Below are 19,081 nucleotides of genomic sequence, written 5' to 3' on the forward strand. Positions count from 1 at the left end.
TCTATGTTTTTGGTTAAGAACAACGCGCTGCAACATAACGATAGCTACGTAGTAGGGATCGGCGCCTCGGCAGGCGGCCTGGAAGCTATCAATGACCTGTTTGATCATGTATCAGACAGCGATCATGTTGCTTTCATCGTTGTACAACATCTTTCATCTGATTATAAAAGCCTGCTGGTAGAACTGCTGGCCAAACATACTTATATGCCCGTAGAGGAGGCCCGGCACAAACAGCCGGTAGAAGGAGGTAAGGTATATGTTATTCCCAATAATAAAGAGCTTACCATCCAGAACGGTTTGCTGATGCTGGCGGAAAAAGAGTTTGATAAAGGCCCCAATACCGCTATTGATACTTTCTTCCAGTCACTGGCCAGGGACCAGCGGCAATATGCCGTAAGCGTATTGCTAAGCGGCACAGGTACAGACGGCACCCGCGGGATAGAGGCCATTAAAAGCTATGGCGGTTTTGTACTGGTGCAGGACCCTAAAACGGCCAAGTTTGACGGCATGCCCAAAAGCGCCATTGCATCGGGATATGCTGACCTGGTAGTGCCGCCCGCAGATATGTTCAACCAGGTGTGCAACTATATTGATGGCGTGCTGCCGCAGGAAACGCCGCAGTCAAAACAGCACAATGAGTGCATCCAGAGCATTCTTACCACGGTGTACAAACGCACCGGTTATGATTTTATCCAGTATAAGCAGCCTACTATATTACGCCGAATTGCACGCCGCATGCAGACGGTGAAGATAGACGGGATGAATGATTATGAGCAGTACGTAAAAAAGACGGAGGAGGAACCGGCGCTGCTGGCGAAAGAATTCTTCATTGGGGTGACCAGCTTCTTCCGCGATAAGGATGCTTTTACCACGCTTTACCGCGAGGTGATCCTCAAACTGGTGGAAAGCAAGGAAGATTATGAACAGCTGAAGGTGTGGGTAACCGCCTGCAGTACCGGGCAGGAAGCCTATACCGTTTCCATACTTATAGATATGGCCATGCAGCAGCTGAACAAGGTGCTGGATGTAAAGATCTTTGCTACGGACATTGATAAAACGTCCATCGAAACAGCTTCCAGGGCAAGGTACCAGTACAACCAGCTGCTGGGCCTTGAGAAGAAGGTGCTGAAAGAATATTTTACTGAAACGGAAGAGGGGATGAGCGTGATACCGCGCATCCGCAAACAGGTGGTGTTTGCCACGCATGACATACTGAAAGATCCTCCCTTTATCAGGAACGATCTTGTTACCTGCCGTAACCTGCTGATCTACCTTAATCACCCTTTGCAGGAAAACGTGCTGGCTACCCTGAACTTTGCCCTAAACCCGGGCGGTTACCTGTTCCTGGGCACCAGCGAGAACCCTTCTCCTTTAAGAAGGGGCTTCAGCGAAGTGGATGAAAAATGGAAGATCTATAAACGCACGTCAGAGCAGAATGCTTTCAGCCGCCGGGTAACAGCGGGAAAAAGCCGTTCCGGCCCGCTACCAGCGCCCCCTGTTTTCAAGGCCAGAACTGATGTGCAGCTGGCGGAGGATTTCCGCAAGGTAATGGCAGACAAGCTGGGTTACACGGCGATCTATGTAAACGAGAATTACGAAATAAAAGAAGCCTTAGGCAATTTCAGGAAGTATCTTTCATTGCCGGATAAGCTGAGCGCCCTGCACCTGCTGAAGATGGCGCCCTCCGAGCTTTCCGGCCTGTTAAGCACCGTACTGCGCAAGTGCCAGAAGGAAAATAAGCCGCAGGAGCTGAAGCATGTGAAGGCCCGGATCAGCGATCAGTCAAGGCTCATCGATATTTTCGTATATCCGCCCGGTGAAACCACACATGGCGGTTATATGCTGGTGGTAATGGCGGATAGCATTGTGGATGCTGAAAAAGCGCCCATTGCCGTGCAGGACCTCAGCCTTTTGCAGAAAGACCTGTATGTACGGCAGCTGGAAGATGAGCTGAGAGAAACCCGTACTAACCTGCAAATGGCCGTGGAAGGCCTGGAAACCGCCAACGAAGAGCTGCAGAGCTCCAACGAAGAGCTGCAGTCTGCCAACGAGGAACTGCAAAGCTCCAATGAAGAACTGCAGTCGCTCAACGAAGAGCTGCATACACTCAATACAGAGCACCAGCTCAGGATCAAGGAACTGGTAGAGCTGAATGATGATATTACCAATTACCTCCAGAGTTCACTCATTGGCCAGGTCTTCCTGGACCGTGACCTGCGTATCCGCCGTTTCAATAAAGCCGCCTGCACGGTGATCAATATCATTGACAGCGATATAGGCAGGCCTATCGATCATATTACGCATCATATCAGGTCCAGTACCTTCCAGGAAGATATCCGTAAGGCCAACAAGACCGGTGCGGTGATAGAACGGGAGATAGAGCTGGACAGCGGTGCCGTATACCTGATACGTATACTGCCCTACGTACGGCAGGATAAGATGCGGGACGGCCTCGTGATCACCATGGTAGACGTATCTGCTACCAAGAACCTGAACAGCATTATCAAAAGCGTGTTTGATGCGAGCGCACATCCCATCTTCGTATTTGAAACAGACCGCAGGGAAGGACAGGTGAATGATTTCATCTGCACCATTGCCAACACCGCCGCTTTCCAGGCATTGGGAAAAAAGCCGCAGGAAGAACGCCTCCGCTTAAAGCATGATTTCCCGGAACTGGCTACCCCCGGGCTTTTCAAACGGTATACTGATGTGGTGAACAGTGGTAAGCCCGGCGCAATGGAGCTCAATTTTACCAGGAACGGCGCCCGGTACTGGTTCCAGGCAGGGATCAGTAAAAAGCAGGATGGTTTTGTACTGGTGCTCACAGATATTACCCAGCGTAAAGAATCAGAAGAAAAGCTGCGTAAGAACTATAATGAGTTGCTGGTCACCAAGGAAACGCTGCGTGAGCTGAACGACCAGCTGGAACAGAAGATCAAGGAACGCACGCGCGACCTGGAGATCAGCGAGGAACGCTTCCGGATGGTGGCCTCTCTTACCAATGATGTGATATGGGACTGGGATTTTGCACGTAATGATCTGTGGTGGAGCGACAGCTATTATGAGCTGTTTGCATTCAATGCGGCAGACCCGGATACACGCCGGCATGCTTTCAGGTTACAGCATATCCACCCCGAAGATCAGCAACTGGTAAAAGATGCGATCAGCTCCGTGCTGCAGGGCGTTGCTAAAGAGTTTGATGTAGCCTACCGTTTCCGTAAAGCGGATGGTGAATATGCCCACGTACTGGACAGGGGCACGCTGCTGCTGGACGATCAGGGTATGCCTTACCGTATGATCGGCGCGATGGTAGACGTGACGCCGCTGGAGCACAGTACACAGCAGCTGCGCCAGAAGAATGTAGAAATGCAATCATTGATAAACCAGTTCCAGTTCGTTACCAATTTTATGCCCCAGATGGTGTGGGCCACCCGTACAGACGGTTATGTAGATTTTTATAACCAGCAATGGTATGATTATACAGGGCTCAGTTTGGAGCAATCCAAAGGAGAGGGCTGGCTGGCTGCTTTGCATCCTGATGATAAGGTGCGCACGCTGGAGCTCTGGAAGCGATCTTTGCAAACCGGTTATCCCTATGAGATTGAGTACCGCCTCAAAAGGTCTGATGATATTTACCGCTGGTTCCTGGGGCGGGCCACCCCTATGCGCGATGATGCAGGGGATATTATAAAATGGTTCGGTACCTGTACAGATATACAGGACCAGAAAGCGGCGGAAAAAGTGCTGGAAGACCGGATACAGGAACGCACCCGCGCACTGCGCATGCTGAACAAAAAGCTGGAAGACAGCAACACCGACCTGATGCAGTTTGCCTCCGTTGCTTCTCACGACCTCAAGGAACCATTGCGTAAGATCCACCTGTTCAGTGGGCTGATCAGGGACCAGTTTACCGGCGGGAAGAATAATGAGCACCATCTCAATGCATACATAGACCGCATCATTAATGCCTCTTCCAGGGCCACCAACCTGATTAATGATGTGTTATCCTATTCCCGTTTATCCAGCGAGAACCTTTTTGAACAGGTAGACCTGGGCATTATCCTCCAGGAGATACTGCAGGACCTTGAACTGGTGATCCAGGAAAAAGGCGCCAGGATCCACACCGGTAAGCTGCCCGTGATCGAGGCAGTGCCCGGGCAGATGCGGCAGTTGTTCCAGAACATCATCGGCAACTCCCTGAAGTTTAATAAACCGGGAGAAGCGCCTGTTATTTCCGTTACGGCCAGAACAGATGTTGTGGGCCATCATCCCGATCTGAAAGACGCCGGCGGCCAGCTCATTGAGATCACCATCAGGGATGAGGGAATTGGTTTCGATGAACAGTATGCCAGCAAGATCTTTTCACTTTTCCAGCGCCTGAACAGCAAGGAAAAATATGAGGGCACCGGTATCGGGCTGGCCATCGCGAAGAAGATCGTGGAACGGCACCATGGACTCATAGTAGCAAAAGGGAAGGAGCATGAAGGAGCGGAATTCACGATCGTGCTGCCGGTCAGCCAGCCACACCGTCCGCGTGTAGACGAAGAAGTTACCAGGGCAAACCAATAATAAAGCACTACTACACCTTTATGACAGCAGACACACCAGGTATTCTCTATATCATGATGATGAGGATGACCTGTTAATTTTTGGAGAATCAATCGAAAGCCTGTACCCGGGCCTTACCGTTTTAAAAGCGCCCGGCGGAGAAGAAGGAATTGCCATGCTGCAGCTGCTTGAACAGCAGGGTAAACCCTATCCCCATCTTATTATCCTGGATCTGAACATGCCCAGGATGGACGGGCGGCAAACATTAATGGCCATACGCAGCAGGAGCAAATGGGCGGGCATTCCCGTGGTGATCTTCACCACCTCTGCCAGTATGCCTGACATTGAATTTTCAAGGAGCTACGGCACGGAGTGCATCATTAAACCCATGAGTTACGAGAGCCTCGGAATGGTGGTCAGGCAGTTGCTGAGCTATTGCAGCCCGCCATTGAGCGTTGTATAAAACGTATGGATCCATGCGCCCAGTGCGGTAAAACAGGCGTTGGCAGCCGCTGTTGCCAAACGGGTATCTGCATCAGTTGTAACGGCGGTATTGAAGCTCGTGAGGAACTGCTGCCACATCTCTTTATTATGTTCGCCATAACCCGAAAAGAAAGAGAAGGCCGTTTCAGGAATAGCAGGGCATTGCCCGCTGATCATTTTTTTGATCACTGCGCCGCCCAGGGTAGATCCTTCCAGTACATATTGGCATGCCAGCGCTTCGGCGGTATGTTGTATTACAGGCAGCTGCTGCACCATATGACGCGGCGCCGGAAAACCCAGCGCCTGCAGGTCTGCCAGTATGCGGTCAGCTTTGCGCCGTTGCTGTGTGTCTGGTATAGCCGTACCTGTTAGCGCCGCTATGTGCGTTTCCATCGGCGCAAAAAAGCCATACATGCAATAAAGCAGGGAGGCATACTCCTGCGGGGTGCGGATACTTTTAATATGCCGGATCAATGCTTTTTCCGTTGCGGCGTGGGCCTGTGCGGTGGCCTGTCTGATCTGTACTGCAGTGCTGGCTGTCTCGTTTATCATCGATTAAAAATAAGCAGCTTTCAGCACATAACATATTATTCCGCCAGCTGCTGTTTCAGCAGCTCATTACCAGCCTGCCTGTTTTTCAGGATACGGATATAGTTCAGCGCAAGACGGTTGTTATATTCTTCATATGCCTTTTGCGACCATTTAATAGCCAGGTCCAGCTCTCCATTGATCTCACAGATGATGGCCATGTTATAACAGGCCCTTCCTGCTACAGTACTGTTAGGGTTCGTGGTTTCCTTTTTCCACAGGGCCGCTGCCCCATCCCAGTTGCCTGTCTGCGCTTTGCGGCGGGCGGTCCTGAAATTATCTGTGCCCTTTACGTAATAATCCCTGGTTACCCGTATGCGGTAGGGGATCAGCCGATTGGCATACTGTAGACCTGCTTCTGCGCCTACCTGTTTAACCGCTTCTTTGCGGTTCAGCAGCGCGGCGGCTGCCGCAGCGGGGTTGATGCCTTTGGCAGAAAAGGTTATGTCTCTCGCCATGGGAAATTCATCCACTATATTCCTGGCGGCGGGATCGTAAATGCGCCAGCCTGTCTTCACGGTGGTCAGCATACTGGCCTGGTGCTCAATGCCGGGTACGTTGCCCAGCGGCGTTTTGAGCGATACGGGTTGCGCGGCGTAGCTGATCTTTGAATCGGTATCAAAGAGCTCCAGCGAGAACAGCGCGTCTACATGATTGTCGTGACAAATTTTATCCACTGTTTCCCAGGAGAGGGGAGCGGAGAAGAGTCCCGGGGCGCTGGTGCTGAGGTCCAGCTCACCCAGTGTTTTTACGTCATCAAACCGGTTGTTTTGCAGCAGTGCGGTTGTTAGTCCGCTGATGCTGCTTTGCGCCCCTTCCTTATCAAGCGCGGCGCCTTCCAGGCTGAACACCTTATCCACCGCATCCACCGCTTTGTGCTGAGCGGCGATGGTGGTACGGTTCACTACACCGGGCGTTTTAACATAAGCGGGTAGCGTAACGGGTGCAGGTTTGGTTACATGAATGTATACCAGCTCGGTAGATTTACAGGAAATGAAGGTCATTGCAGCCAGGGCAATGAAAACCAGGTTTTTCACATATTTGTTTTCAGGCATAGGAATAGGTTGAAATATTGACCCTTCTTGGTTTAGTGCTCGCTTTCGGGGGATAAATATAATAAAATTTACATACAACTATTGCTGCTCTGCAGGGCCATGTGAAAAAAAACTAAGTATAAGCGGCTGAAATATTAGGAAATAAGAATAAAAATTATAATTTTGAGTCATATATAACCAGTGTATCTGGATTATCAACCAAAAGCGCATAACCCTGGTATTACTTGTTCTATTCGATTTTTAAGAACTAAAACCGCAGGCTCTTTAGTACGGGAAACCCTTACCGCGTTGCGAACCGCGTATGGAGATACAGCCCTGGTCCCGATTTCAGCCGGAGGGACCGGCCTAATTCCATGATTGTGAGGGGCATTTCATAAATATGTGCTAATTTCGCCGTTTTATATATATAATTATAGTAATAATAATGAAGACGTATTTCCGGCTCTTGTCCTTTGCTAAACCGATTGAAAAATATGCCATTCCCTATATCATATTCACACTTTTATCCGTGTTGTTTGGTGCGTTGAACCTGGCATTGCTGGCGCCGCTGGTGACTACTTTATTTGATCAGAACTCAACAAAGGAGATAGCGGCAAAGCCTGACCATTACTATGACATTTTTAAGATGATGTACTATTATTCATCTGTGGTATATGTGAAGTATGGCGTATATAAAACCTTGCTCTTTGCATGTTCGGTGATCGTGGTATCTGTGTTCCTGGGCAATATTTTCAGGTATTTTTCCGAACGTACCATGGAAGCCCTGCGGATACATACCTTACTGAACCTGAGAAAGTCGGTGTTCAATAATGTGATGGACCTGCACCTGGGCTATTTCAATAATGAAAGGAAAGGCGATATCATGTCGAAGATCGCTTCTGATGTGCAGGTAGTGCAGTACACCGTAACAGGTACGCTGCAGGTGATCTTTAAGGAACCCTTAACGCTCATCACTTACCTGGTGATGCTGTTTGTGATCTCCTATAAGCTCACACTGGCCTCTATGCTGATCATTCCTGTTTCCGGCTTTATCATATCGAGGATCGTGTCCCGTTTGAAAGAGCAGGCGGCCGCTTCGCATGAATCTTATGGTAATATGATCAGTTACCTGGATGAGGCCCTGGCGGGAGTGAAGATCATCAAGGCCTTCAACGCCACGGAGTTCATCAAGACCCGTTTTAACAGGGAAAATGTGCGGTACTCCAATATTATCAGGAGTATGTCTAAACGGCAGCAGCTGGCCTCACCGGTGTCAGAAACCCTGGGTGTGGTGATGGTGGCCTGTATCGTGCTCTATGGTGGCTCGCTGGTACTGTCGAAGGACGGCGGCCTGGATGCGGCGGCGTTCATCGCCTATATTGCGCTGTTCTCGCAGATCATGCGTCCTGCCAAGGCGCTTTCCCAGGCCTTCACCGGTATCCACTCCGGTATTGCGGCGGGAGAACGTGTACTGGCCCTGATAGATGAGAAACCGCTGATCAAGGATGCGCCGGGCGCCAAACCTATTACTGATTTTAATAAGGAGATCCGTTTTGACAATGTGAAATTTGCCTATAATGAGCGGGTGGTATTGGATGGCATCAGCCTGGTCATCCCCAAGGGAAAGTCTGTAGCGCTGGTAGGGCCTTCCGGCGGCGGTAAGTCTACCCTGATGGACCTGATCCCCCGCTTTATACAGCCGCAGTCGGGCCAGATCCTCATTGACGGAGAAAGCATCCAGTCCTTTAAAATGGACTCCGTGCGTGAGCTGATGGGTATTGTAAACCAGGAGTCTATCCTGTTCAATGATACTGTTTTCAATAATATCGCCTTCGGAAAACCCGGCGCTACGCTGGAAGAGGTGCAGGAGGCGGCCAGAATTGCCAATGCCCATGATTTTATTATGGGAACCGAGCATGGTTACCAGACGAATATAGGCGATAAAGGCGTTAAATTATCAGGAGGGCAGCGTCAGCGTATCTGCATCGCACGCGCCGTACTGCGTAACCCGCCCATTATGCTGCTGGATGAAGCCACCTCTGCACTGGATACGGAATCAGAACGTATGGTGCAGGATGCGCTGAATAACCTGATGAAGAACCGTACTTCGCTGGTGATCGCACACCGTCTCAGCACCATACAGAATGCTGATCTCATCATTGTGCTGGAAAATGGCAGAATTGTTGAGCAGGGAACACATACCGGACTTCTAGAAAAGAATGGATTATACCGTAAGTTGATAGAAATGCAAACCTTTAGCGCAAATTGATGAGTAACAAATTAAAGTATAGTACGTTATACTTAGGAGGTGCGTAGTGACGGCCTTCAGATTTTAAAGCAAAAAAAGTACAAATTGATGGCGAACAGGGATTTTTCAGTAGGGATACTGATCTCAACTTATAACTGGCCGCGTGCCTTGGAGATCATCTTCGAAAGCATATTGCAGCAAACGCAGTTGCCCGACGAGATTTTGATCGCTGACGATGGCTCAGGCTACGAAACCGAGCACCTGATCAACCGCTACCGGAAGATCTTTAACATGCCGGTGAAACATGCCTGGCATGAAGACCAGGGATTCAGGAAGGGGATCGTCCTCAATAAAGCAGTAAAGCTGTCCACATCGGACTACATCATAGAAATAGACGGCGACATCATCCCGCATCCCCGTTTTATTGAAGATCATGTGCGCAATGCGCAGCGCGGCCACTTTGTACAGGGCGCCCGCACCATGATCGGGGAGAGCACCACCAGGGGCATCCTGAAAAGCGGAGATACCCGCCTGAGTTTCTTCTCCAGGGGTATTAAAAGCCGTTTCAACGCCCTGCGTTTCCCGGCATTATCATTCCTGGTTAAAGCAAATCCTTACAGCTCAGATAATATCAAAGCCTGCAATCTTGCCTTCTGGAGAGAAGACTTCATTGCCATTAACGGGTATAACAACCAGTTCTTTGGCTGGGGCTCTGAAGACTGCGAGTTTGCCGCCAGGCTGATTAACGCCGGCGTATTGAAGAAACGCCTGAAGCTGGCGGCTGTTTGCTTCCACCTGCACCATAATGCCAATTCAAAATCGCAGTACGTTGTGAACGACCTGCGCTACAGTGAAACAAAGATCAACAAACTTGTTTTTTGTCCTGACGGCTATGCAGAAGTTTAGCAGCTAGCGCGTCCGGGGAATCATATCCTGTTGACTGTACCTATGAAAGCACTGTCCGTCTCCCTGTATTACATGTGTAATGTCTCTCCCGTTGAAAACGATCAGTATTATTATTGCCACCTATAATGCCGGCCTGCATTTAAAGGAATGCCTGGCTTCCATACTGGAACAGTCCTTTAAAGACCTGGAAGTACTGGTGATAGATGGTGGCAGCACCGATAATACCATTGATATACTGAAAGCTGTTGCCGATCCCCGTGTTTCCTGGACCAGCGGTCCGGATGCGGGTATTTACGACGCCATGAACAAAGGCATAGCGCGTGCAAACGGCAAATGGTGCTACTTTATGGGAGCAGATGACCGCCTGTTGCCCGGCTTCAGTGAGCTGGCGGCAAAGCTGCAGGATGAGGATGCCGTATACTATGGCAACAGTGTGCCTTTTTATGGCGATAGCGGCGCTACGCCTTTACTGCTGATCGGTAAGTTCAGTAAGTACCGGCTGGCGAAACATTGCATGAATCACCAGGTGATCATCTACCCGGTAAAAGCGCTCCGTATTTACCAGTATGATCTCCGTTACAAGGTATATGCAGACTATGCACTCAACATCCGTGTATGGGGCGATAAGCGCTTTAAGAAGCTGTTCTTTCCCATTACCATTGTACGGTACGATATGACGGGCTTCTCCTCCGTTACCAATGATATTCCCTTTAAACAGGATAAGCTGCAGCTGATCCGCGAAAGTATGGGCTGGTTCATGTATATGCGCATGCTGTACAAGCGTTTCAAGAAGAAGCTGCAGGGCGAAAAAGATTTCTGGGAGTATTAACGGTTAATAAAATGTATCTATCTTTATCGCTCCAATTGAATGCATGAAAGTAAGTATTGACGTTGTTATTCCTTCTTTCCGGCTGGACGAGAAGTACATTCTGCCTATCCTTCGCCTGCGAAAACCAGACAATGCCCACATCAGATTTTACCTGGTAGCCGATAACCCGGCTATTGTTCCGGCAGCGGCCATTCAATCGCTGGTGGATAATGAGCAGGTGTTCCTGGCGGTGAACCCGCAGAACATGGGCGCCAGTCTTACACGCAATGCAGGCATCAATATGGGAAAGGGAGCGTGGGTGCTGCTGCTGGATGATGATATTGCCGTGAGTGAAGACCTGCTGATCACTTATGCCAATGCAGCGATGGCACATCCGGAGGAGATCGGCTTCATCGGCATGGTGCGGCTGCCTGAACCGGATACTGATTTTACAGCGGCACTGAAGGCAAGCGGCTCGCTGGACATATTTTCCATCGCGGAGCATAAACCCGCTTTTGCCTGGGGGGCAACGGCCAATATCATGGTGAAGCGCAGCGCTATTGGCGATGTGCGTTTCTCTACCGTATATCCCAAATCAGGCGGTGGTGAAGATGTGGACTTCTTCCTGAAGATACGTGAGCACAACGGGTACAAAGATTTCAAAACCCTGCCGCAGGCCGTGGTAGTGCATCCCTGGTGGAAGAACGGGCAGACCGACCTGAAACGTCCGTTCCGCTATGGTAAGGGCAACAGCTGGCTGCCGCAACTGAATCCCCGGTATGCCTATTACGATTTTCCCAATACACCTGAAACCCTGCTGCTGTCGCTGCTGACGGCGCTGGTACTGCTGTTTGTAAAACCTGCCTGGGTAATGCCGGTATTATTGTTCATGGCAGGCGCCGTGATCGTAGAGCTGATCGCCAGCAGCATCCAGACCATCAAACGCGCGCGTACCGCGAATTTCACCGTGTTCCTTTATGTAATTGCACTCAGGCTGGCGCAGGAGGCGGGGGTGCTGTGGGGTAAGCTGTTACGCTTCCGGATCAAAGGCATTGGCGAACGTTTCCATGATAATGGGATCATCAATAAAGTATACTTCTACCGTACCAATACCTATAAGATCGTTAAATGGATCCTCTATCCATTGCTGGTATTCCTGGTACTGCGGGCATGTTGATGTTTACAAGGCCTGTTTAATAATTGCCACTACTTCCCGCATTTCCTTTTCATTCAGTGATGCAAAGCCAAAGCGCAGCGCGTTATGGTTTTTGGTGCCATAACTGTAATTGCTGCCATCTGTCATGAACAGCCCCTGTGCAGACACCTTTGCAGCAATAGCAGGCAGCGGGTATTTTTCATGGAACTGCGTCCATACCGCCATGCCGCCGGAAGGTTTGCGGAAGGTGACGGCATCTTTCAGCTCGCGTTCCAGCAGCTGGCAGAGCAGGTCTCTTCGCTCGTGGTATACTTTCACGGACTTCTTCAGGTGCCGCTGCATATCACCGTTCTTAAGCAATAGCGCCAGCGCTTCTTCCAGCAGGTTATCCCCCCGGATGTCGATTGTTCTTCGCTGCAGCGCGGCTTCGCTGATAAAGTTTTCCGGCGCGATCATATAACCCACCCGGACAAACGTTGCCATCGTTTTGGTAAAGGAGCCGATGTAGATCACGTTGCCACCATGATCTGCGCTGGCGAGCGGCAGGATAGGGCTGCTGCTGTAATGGAAATCATAGTCATAATCATCTTCTATCACGGGCAGTTTATACTCGCGTATCAGCTCCAGCAGTTTCATGCGGCGGTCTGCGCTGAGCGTAACAGTAGTAGGATGGTGGTGATGGGGGATGATGTACAGCAGCCTGGGTTTTTGCCGCTTGCAGATCTTTGCAATGGCATCCACGTCTATCCCGTTCTCATCCAGCGGTATACGTACCAGTTTAGCGCCAAACTGCTGGAAGATCACATCCGCCAGGAAATAATTCGGCTCGCCCACCAGCACGGTATCCCCCGGTTGGAGAATCATCCCGGCTGCAATGTAGATGGCCATCTGTGCGCCGTGTGTCAGCAATACATTACCCGGTGTGATGTTGAGCCCCCGGCTCTCAGACAGGAACTGCACCATGGCTGTGCGCAGGCTTAGCGGTCCCAATGCGCTGCCATAGGCCGCATAGCGTTTAATACCCGGGCTGTTGTACAGGCTGCGGTACTCGCGCATCAGCAGGTCTATCGGCGCCAGGCGGTGATCGGGAAAACCATCATTGATGATCAGCCGGTGATCGGCCGCCCGGGCAGCAGAGCTGAGCATTACCCGCGTTTTATTGAATGTAAAGCCGGTGTTACCTGCATAAGCGGGGATCCTGGCGGCTGCTTTAAAGCTGCGCGGCTTTATTTCAGGCAGGCGCTGAGATACGATCACCCCTTTGCGAGGAATGGTTTCTATCCAGTCTTGCATGAACAACTCCTGGTAGGCGGCAACAATGGTCTTGCGGTGCACTTTCAGCAGCAGGGCCATTTCGCGGCTGCCCGGCAGTGCAGCGCCAGGTTTGATCACCCCTTCGCGGATGAGGTTTATCAGTCCGTTGGAGATCTGCTGGTACACCGGTGCGCCGCTTTGTTTGTTGATCGTGAGTAGGGTTTGAAAAGGAAGCATCTGGACTACTGGTTTTGTTACAACTGGACTATAAAGGTAGCCCAAGTGCGTGATAATTTTACACTGTAAATTAAATCAAATGCATAGCACCATGTCAAGATTCAAAATGGGTAAAGTACAGCCCGCCGCCTACAAAGCATTGGACGCATTAGATAAATACGTGGAGACAACCGCCGTAGATAAACTGCACCGCGAGCTGATCAAAGTGAGGGTGGCCCAGATCAACGGCTGCGCCTATTGCGTGAACGAGCATACCCACGATGCGCTGAAACTGGGTGCAGACCCAAAGAAGATGTACCTCGTAGGCGTATGGAGAGAAGCGCCCAATGCATTCAATGAAGCAGAACGTACTATTCTGGAAATAGCAGAGGAGATCACGCTGATACACCAGCATGGCCTGAGTGAAACGTTGTACCAGAAAGCACTGTCGCTCTTCGGTGAAGAAATGACTGCACAGATCATTATGATTGCCATTACCATCAATGCATGGACCCGTATCGGGGTTTCCCTGCGCATGGAACCTGAACTATAAACAACCCTGTTATGTACCAGATCAAATATGCGCAAAGTGAAAAGGAGATCATTGATTGCTGGGAAGTAGTGAGCACTTTGCGCCCCCACCTTGTAAAAGATGATTACCTGCAGCAGGTAAAAGAAATGCAGCAGGAAGGCTATCATATGCTGTACCTCTCCGGAAATAATAAAGTAGCTGCCTTTGCAGGTTACCGTAATATGTACAACCTGTTTGCAGGTAAGTTCATTTACGTGGATGATCTCTGCACGCTGCCGGAGTTTCGCAGTAAAGGATATGCAGGCGCTTTGCTGGATTATATTCACCAGCTTGCAAAAGAAACAGGAAAGAGCTCTGTGGTGCTGGACAGTGGTTTCCAGCTGCATCCTGCACACCGTTTGTACCTGAATAAAGGATATGTATTGTCAGCGCATCATTTCAGAAAGATGCTGTAATAACTTTTAGTATTCTCCATTTTCCGCCATTCTGAACTGTAAGGGCTGCTTCCATTTGGGAGCGGCCTTTTCTGTTTGCGGGGGTGTTCCGAAAGTTTACAATTAGTTGTAAATTAGGAGAAATGCAAATCCGGGTCCCTCAACGCCATGGCAAACGAACACAGCAAAGAGTCGTCAGTGAATGTTCCTTCCCGTGCGGTAGCACATCAGCCTTCCTCTTCCGGGATATCGCATGCGGCTGTCCGGCATCCGTTGGAAGAGCCGGAAGAACCCATGGTAGTAAGCGGAGAAGTTGCGCCGGCAGAAGAGATAGTGCCTTTCCAGTTGCAGCCGGCGGGGGATGTGGTGCAGCTGTGTCGCAAAAGAACCCGCCAGGTCCAAAACAATCGAGGCCGGAAGAATCCGGACCAGGAAGATGATCCTGGCCGTCCAAATAAGAGACCCAAACGAATGGTGAACATCCCGCAATCGAATGATAATGAGCGGGAGGAGTCGGAGGATGAGGATGAAGAGGAAGACCTGACCACTACAACGACAGTGATGGATGAGGGAGAGGGTGAAGGAGAAAATGAAATGCAGGAACATGCGACTTATACAAGTAGTTCGGATAGGGAAGATGAGGAAGGAGAGGATGAAGAAGAAGAGGAAGAGGAAGAGCCTGCTCCTGTAAGTGTTCGGGATAAGGGAAAAGAAAAGGAAAGGGCAGGTCATCCCGCTTCTGCAAATGATATGGATGAAGGGACAGAAGAATCACTGCCTGATGAGCCATTAAAGTTTATGGCGTGGAACGTCCATCAGTTTGGAAAAGTAGAAAATCTGCATGATGGAAAAGTTTCCGAAAGTATCAAACTTTTGAACCCGCAGGCTACGATCAACCAGATTCAAAGTATGTCTGAATGGAAGGGAAATTTAATAGGCTATTCCCAAGAAGAAGTATACGACTGTCTGAAGGTCTTAGCCTCCGCTAGTGTTAAACTTCCGGCTTATAGTCAAATCGCCGAGGTATACCTGCTAATGGATGCTGTAAAGGGACTCAATATTATGTTTAAGGCGCTGGGAGAGGACGACAGGAGAAAGAAAAAGACGGATTCCTTCTATGTCAGAAAGTACAATCTTTTACGGGCTATTGCAGGCAATTTAAAGAAGTATTATGTGATGGCGCACACGCAGCATATGCTACAGGTGCATCCCAACCTTATTGTGAGTTACAACGAAGTAGGACAAGGGGTGGACTTTATGGAATGGTACCTGCAAGGAAATCCTGAGGAGGAAAAAGACAAGGGCGATCTGAAGCAGAAAATTAAAGGGACTACCTTTAGAAAAGGACCCAAATTACAAGCCTTCTCCACCCGCAAGTCACAAATTGAATACTACCCAATTGCCTTTAATGAAGATAAATATTATTACATGGGTTACATGGCCGTAAGTAGCGATGGAGAACTGCATACAGGCGGCGAAATATACTGGACCAAGAACGCTAGGTACAGGCAGTATATAAAATTCCGGCCAGTCGTTGTACACAAACTGAAAAGAAAGAATGCAGAAGGGAAGCCTGCCGGAAGGGAAATCTGGTATGGCATGGTGCATACCAGTCCAAAAGGAAAAGAATTTGATAAAAGGGAAATTTACACGCAGCAATTGGAAGGTCCTTTACAGAAGCTAAAGTCTTTAGCCCGTGAATCCGGGGCACAGCTGATTATTGGTGGAGATTACTACATTGCAGAAGAGGCGCTGGTACAGAAGCCTTCCACGGTAGAGGGGTCCAACGTTTCAAGGGGCAGGTCAGGAAATACCAGGGTAGTTTCGACTGGCACCATGAATGAGGTAAGGAACCTTAGGCATCCTTCATCTGATGAACCGTATAACTATACAAAAATACTGGAGGGGAAATCACTGCAGGATGTGAGGTCTTTGACCGGTACCAATAGAAATACGACTGGCCTGCAAAGTGCTGACTATTTTGTTGTAGATACCACAAGCTCACTAACATCCCAGGCTGGAGTGATTGATCCCGCTACCGGTTTGCCGCACCGTATGGAAAGTGAGGATAATAATATTTCAAAACGTTGGTTCAGTTTCAGCGACCATCTTCCGGTGATGTTAGTAGTGTCTGCCAGGGAGAATGACGAAAGGGTTGAAAAAGTATTTCCTTCCAATGAAAAGTATTTTAATAATGACAGGCACAGTGTAAACCACTTTGATCTGCTGTGCTTACAAGTGTTAAATAAACTCAGCCAGATACTTAATGCCAAAGGTGAAAATTCATACTCAGCAAAAATGCGGGTAAATGCCGGTAAAATAAAAGGGGAAATATTGGACATACGTAAATCAACAACTTATACCGAAGAACATATAGACAGGCTCACGAGCATTAAAAACGAAGTAACAAAATGGCTGGGGAAAAACGATGACGAACCGTTCATTACTCCAAAGATGTTTGAAACAATCCCCTCCGTCAACGCATACATTACAACAATATTGCAACAGATTTGGTCTGATATAACTAAGCTGCCGAAAGAAATGGGTGTAGGTAAGCACGTGAAGGAGGCAGAGGAGGGAGAAGAGGCAGAGGAGGCAGGAGACCCGGATAATCTTTTAAAGTATATTGAAGATGTTCGCCTGATCATCAAGCAGGAAAAACTTAATGTTGTCTTTAGCGTTGGCCTGAGCCGCTCAAAAGAAGAAGAAAATGAACAAGTCGTCAGTGATACGAGACGTATACTGAAAGATCACCTGGGAGAAGGATGCCTGGAAGGCATAGATAGGTGGCATGCAAAAGTAAAAGCATCTTTAGAAGTAAAAGAAAGACCCGGGAAAGAAGACGAAGACGGGATAATATTACTGAAGGCCATGTTACAAGAAAGGCTGCTCAGGGATCTTATGGATAAAATAGGAAACTATCTAACCAAAGTCAAAAAGAACAACTTGCCTGCAACCAGCGAAGAATATGAAACTATTTGTAAAAACTACGAGCTGCTGGGAAGTATTATCGACAAAAGGGTGGATAAAAGCCAGTTGCAAATGGGTCAGTAAAATGCCGGATTTGAAGCGCTCATTGTTTAAATTCATCAATGTTTTGTTTGATAATCGCTATCCTCCAAACCAGGTTGCACCGTAATTTTATCTTCAAAATAAACGGAAACCATGAGCAATAACATCGAAGGCAAGGTTATCATTATCACCGGCGCCAGCAGCGGCCTCGGCGAAGCCGCCGCCCGCTTGCTGTCTGCACAGGGCGCTACCCTGGTGTTAGCCGCCCGCCGGGCAGACCGCATTCAGCAGCTGGCGGAAGAACTGCAACAGAAAGGCGCTAAGGCACTCGCAATTGCCACAGACGTCACAAAACACGAACAGCTGAAACAACTGGCAGATACCACTGTGCAAACTTTCGGAAAAGGTAGACGTCATCATCAATAACGCCGGCCTGATGCCCGCCGCTCCCATCGGCCGCCTGAAAATTGAAGAATGGGATGCGATGATTGATGTAAACCTCAAAGGCGTGTTGTACGGCATCGCCGCAGTATTACCTTATATGAAGGAGCGGCGATCCGGGCATATCATCAACGTAGCTTCTGTAGCCGGACTTAAAGTACCTAACGGTAACGCAGTATATTCCGCCACCAAATTTGCGGTTCGTGCATTAACAGAAGGACTGCGTGTAGAGGTAAAGCCCGATAACATCCGCACCACGGTGATCTCCCCCGGCGCTGTTGCCACTGAACTGACCAATACCATTTCAGAGCCCGACATCGCCGCAGCTTACAGCAAGGCATACGAAAAGGCGATCCCCGCTGAGTCTTTTGCCAGGGCGGTGGCCTATGCTATCAGTCAGCCCGAAGAAGTAGATATTAATGAAATAGTGTTCAGGCCGACGACACAGGAGTTTTAGCTATAGTTTAATATACTGATTACATCAGCAAAGGCTACACGTGCGTGTAGCCTTTTTTAATCCATTTCATGATGGCATAGTGATCCGGCGCCTGTATGCGGGGCAGGAGCAGGGGCGCTATGTTGTATGCCCTTTCCGCTCCTGCGCCATACGCTTTTAATTACATGCACAGTGCCCGGTCTTTCCCGTATACATACAGCTGACTGCCGCGTGTCTGCAGTCTTCAATAGGTTAGCTTCCCGCTGCAGGTGTTCACGTATACTGGCTTCATCTGCGCCCTGTTTCAGCAGCGCCATTGCCTTGCCGGTCATTGCCCTGTACAAGGCAATCTTTTTTTGATGCCTTGGCAGCAGACGATATACTCCAACGGCTATACGTGATGCCTGCCCCAGCAGCCCGGCATATTTTCGCGTAAGCCTGAATGCGGGATCGCGTTTTACCCGCTTCCTGCTAAGCGAGCTTTTACGTCTTGCATAATAACGGCCGTTCATTTTGTAATAACAGATGCCGTTCACGGTGCCTGTGATATAAACAGGTCTTCTTTGCTTGCTCATAGAATACTGTTTAAAATGAAAAAGAGAGTTGTCAGAACGAAGGTAGTCCCCCCCATCATACTGCGCAAAAAACAGCGCCTGAAATAACCTGTAAAGTATCATTATATCACTTTATACCGTTTTGTGACATTTTATATCATTTATATACAAAAGCATACAAAAGGGACATGCAGCTGCTATTATATGGCAGTAACCATCGCTGTTGCTCCTTGTGCGTATCGCAACTTCACCTCATCATATCCACATGTAGGCTTAGCAGATCCCACGGTTTGGCTTAATGTGTCTTTAGTGATTCCTTAGTAGTTCCCGGGCAAATGCTTAAGGTAACTTACGCTTACTCCGCAGTAAAAGCGCAGGAAGGCTTAGGTTAAAGCGTATGGTATGCACTATCAGCGCATGAGTCCGCATCA

At 49.2% G+C, this 19,081-nt stretch carries 14 protein-coding genes and 1 pseudogene; 10 read left to right on the forward strand and 5 right to left on the reverse strand.

Translation table 11 applies throughout. The features are described from left to right. Nucleotides 1–3 precede the first annotated feature (3 nt). Both Q0577_RS07710 and Q0577_RS07715 read left to right on the forward strand, forming a co-directional pair. A complete protein-coding gene (locus tag Q0577_RS07710; protein WP_298734448.1) occupies nucleotides 4–4,569 on the forward strand; it encodes a chemotaxis protein CheB in 4,566 nt (1,521 codons plus the stop codon). 100 nt (nucleotides 4,570–4,669) lie between these two features. Beyond that, nucleotides 4,670–5,011: a response regulator gene (locus tag Q0577_RS07715; RefSeq protein WP_298735482.1), complete on the forward strand. Its 342-nt coding sequence runs from the start codon at nucleotides 4,670–4,672 to the stop codon at nucleotides 5,009–5,011. On the opposite strand, the gene Q0577_RS07720 is transcribed toward Q0577_RS07715, so the two are convergent. Together Q0577_RS07720 and Q0577_RS07725 are read right to left on the reverse strand one after the other, a co-directional pair. Further along, nucleotides 4,981–5,583: a biliverdin-producing heme oxygenase gene (locus Q0577_RS07720; protein ID WP_298734450.1), complete on the reverse strand. Its 603-nt coding sequence runs from the start codon at nucleotides 5,581–5,583 to the stop codon at nucleotides 4,981–4,983. The genes Q0577_RS07715 and Q0577_RS07720 overlap by 31 nt on opposite strands. A 35-nt stretch (nucleotides 5,584–5,618) precedes the next feature. After that, the gene (locus Q0577_RS07725; protein WP_298734452.1) at nucleotides 5,619–6,674 is read right to left on the reverse strand and encodes a DUF6340 family protein; all 1,056 of its coding nucleotides are present in this window, start codon (nucleotides 6,672–6,674) and stop codon (nucleotides 5,619–5,621) included. A gap of 424 nt (nucleotides 6,675–7,098) precedes the next feature. Here Q0577_RS07725 and Q0577_RS07730 point away from each other — a divergent pair, with 424 nt between their 5' ends. The 4 genes from Q0577_RS07730 (at nucleotide 7,099) to Q0577_RS07745 (ending at nucleotide 11,792) form a co-directional block, all read left to right on the forward strand. After that, complete coding sequence (locus Q0577_RS07730) at nucleotides 7,099–8,922, forward strand: ABC transporter ATP-binding protein (protein ID WP_298734454.1); 1,824 nt, start codon at nucleotides 7,099–7,101, stop codon at nucleotides 8,920–8,922. Between the two features lie 87 nt (nucleotides 8,923–9,009). After that, nucleotides 9,010–9,807: a glycosyltransferase family 2 protein gene (locus Q0577_RS07735; RefSeq protein ID WP_298734456.1), complete on the forward strand. Its 798-nt coding sequence runs from the start codon at nucleotides 9,010–9,012 to the stop codon at nucleotides 9,805–9,807. A gap of 79 nt (nucleotides 9,808–9,886) precedes the next feature. After that, entirely contained in the window at nucleotides 9,887–10,636 is a 750-nt protein-coding gene (locus Q0577_RS07740; RefSeq protein WP_298734459.1) for a glycosyltransferase family 2 protein, read from the forward strand. Nucleotides 10,637–10,679: 43 nt separating this feature from the next. Continuing rightward, nucleotides 10,680–11,792 carry a glycosyltransferase family 2 protein gene (locus tag Q0577_RS07745; protein WP_298734462.1) on the forward strand — a complete coding sequence of 371 codons (1,113 nt, stop codon included), beginning with the start codon at nucleotides 10,680–10,682 and terminating at the stop codon, nucleotides 11,790–11,792. Between the two features lie 3 nt (nucleotides 11,793–11,795). On the opposite strand, the gene Q0577_RS07750 is transcribed toward Q0577_RS07745, so the two are convergent. Then, nucleotides 11,796–13,262: a PLP-dependent aminotransferase family protein gene (locus Q0577_RS07750; RefSeq protein ID WP_298734464.1), complete on the reverse strand. Its 1,467-nt coding sequence runs from the start codon at nucleotides 13,260–13,262 to the stop codon at nucleotides 11,796–11,798. A 91-nt stretch (nucleotides 13,263–13,353) separates the two neighbouring features. Between Q0577_RS07750 and Q0577_RS07755 the strand changes: the two genes are divergently transcribed. After that, complete coding sequence (locus tag Q0577_RS07755) at nucleotides 13,354–13,794, forward strand: carboxymuconolactone decarboxylase family protein (RefSeq protein ID WP_298734468.1); 441 nt, start codon at nucleotides 13,354–13,356, stop codon at nucleotides 13,792–13,794. A gap of 11 nt (nucleotides 13,795–13,805) precedes the next feature. Beyond that, on the forward strand, nucleotides 13,806–14,228 hold the full coding sequence (locus Q0577_RS07760; protein WP_298734470.1) for a GNAT family N-acetyltransferase: 423 nt from the start codon (nucleotides 13,806–13,808) through the stop codon (nucleotides 14,226–14,228). Between the two features lie 206 nt (nucleotides 14,229–14,434). Here the strand turns inward: Q0577_RS07760 and Q0577_RS07765 are convergent, their stop codons facing one another. Then, entirely contained in the window at nucleotides 14,435–14,590 is a 156-nt protein-coding gene (locus Q0577_RS07765) for a hypothetical protein (RefSeq protein ID WP_298734472.1), read from the reverse strand. Nucleotides 14,591–14,678: 88 nt separating this feature from the next. Here Q0577_RS07765 and Q0577_RS07770 point away from each other — a divergent pair, with 88 nt between their 5' ends. After that, a complete protein-coding gene (locus Q0577_RS07770; RefSeq protein WP_298734474.1) occupies nucleotides 14,679–17,261 on the forward strand; it encodes a hypothetical protein in 2,583 nt (860 codons plus the stop codon). A gap of 111 nt (nucleotides 17,262–17,372) precedes the next feature. Continuing rightward, a pseudogene (locus tag Q0577_RS27205) lies at nucleotides 17,373–18,117 on the forward strand (SDR family oxidoreductase). Between the two features lie 56 nt (nucleotides 18,118–18,173). On the opposite strand, the gene Q0577_RS07785 reads toward Q0577_RS27205, so the two are convergent. Further along, complete coding sequence (locus Q0577_RS07785) at nucleotides 18,174–18,671, reverse strand: hypothetical protein (protein WP_298734480.1); 498 nt, start codon at nucleotides 18,669–18,671, stop codon at nucleotides 18,174–18,176. Nucleotides 18,672–19,081 lie beyond the last annotated feature (410 nt).

It is taken from the genome of uncultured Chitinophaga sp. (genome assembly GCF_937898475.1).
GTDB lineage: Bacteria > Bacteroidota > Bacteroidia > Chitinophagales > Chitinophagaceae > Chitinophaga.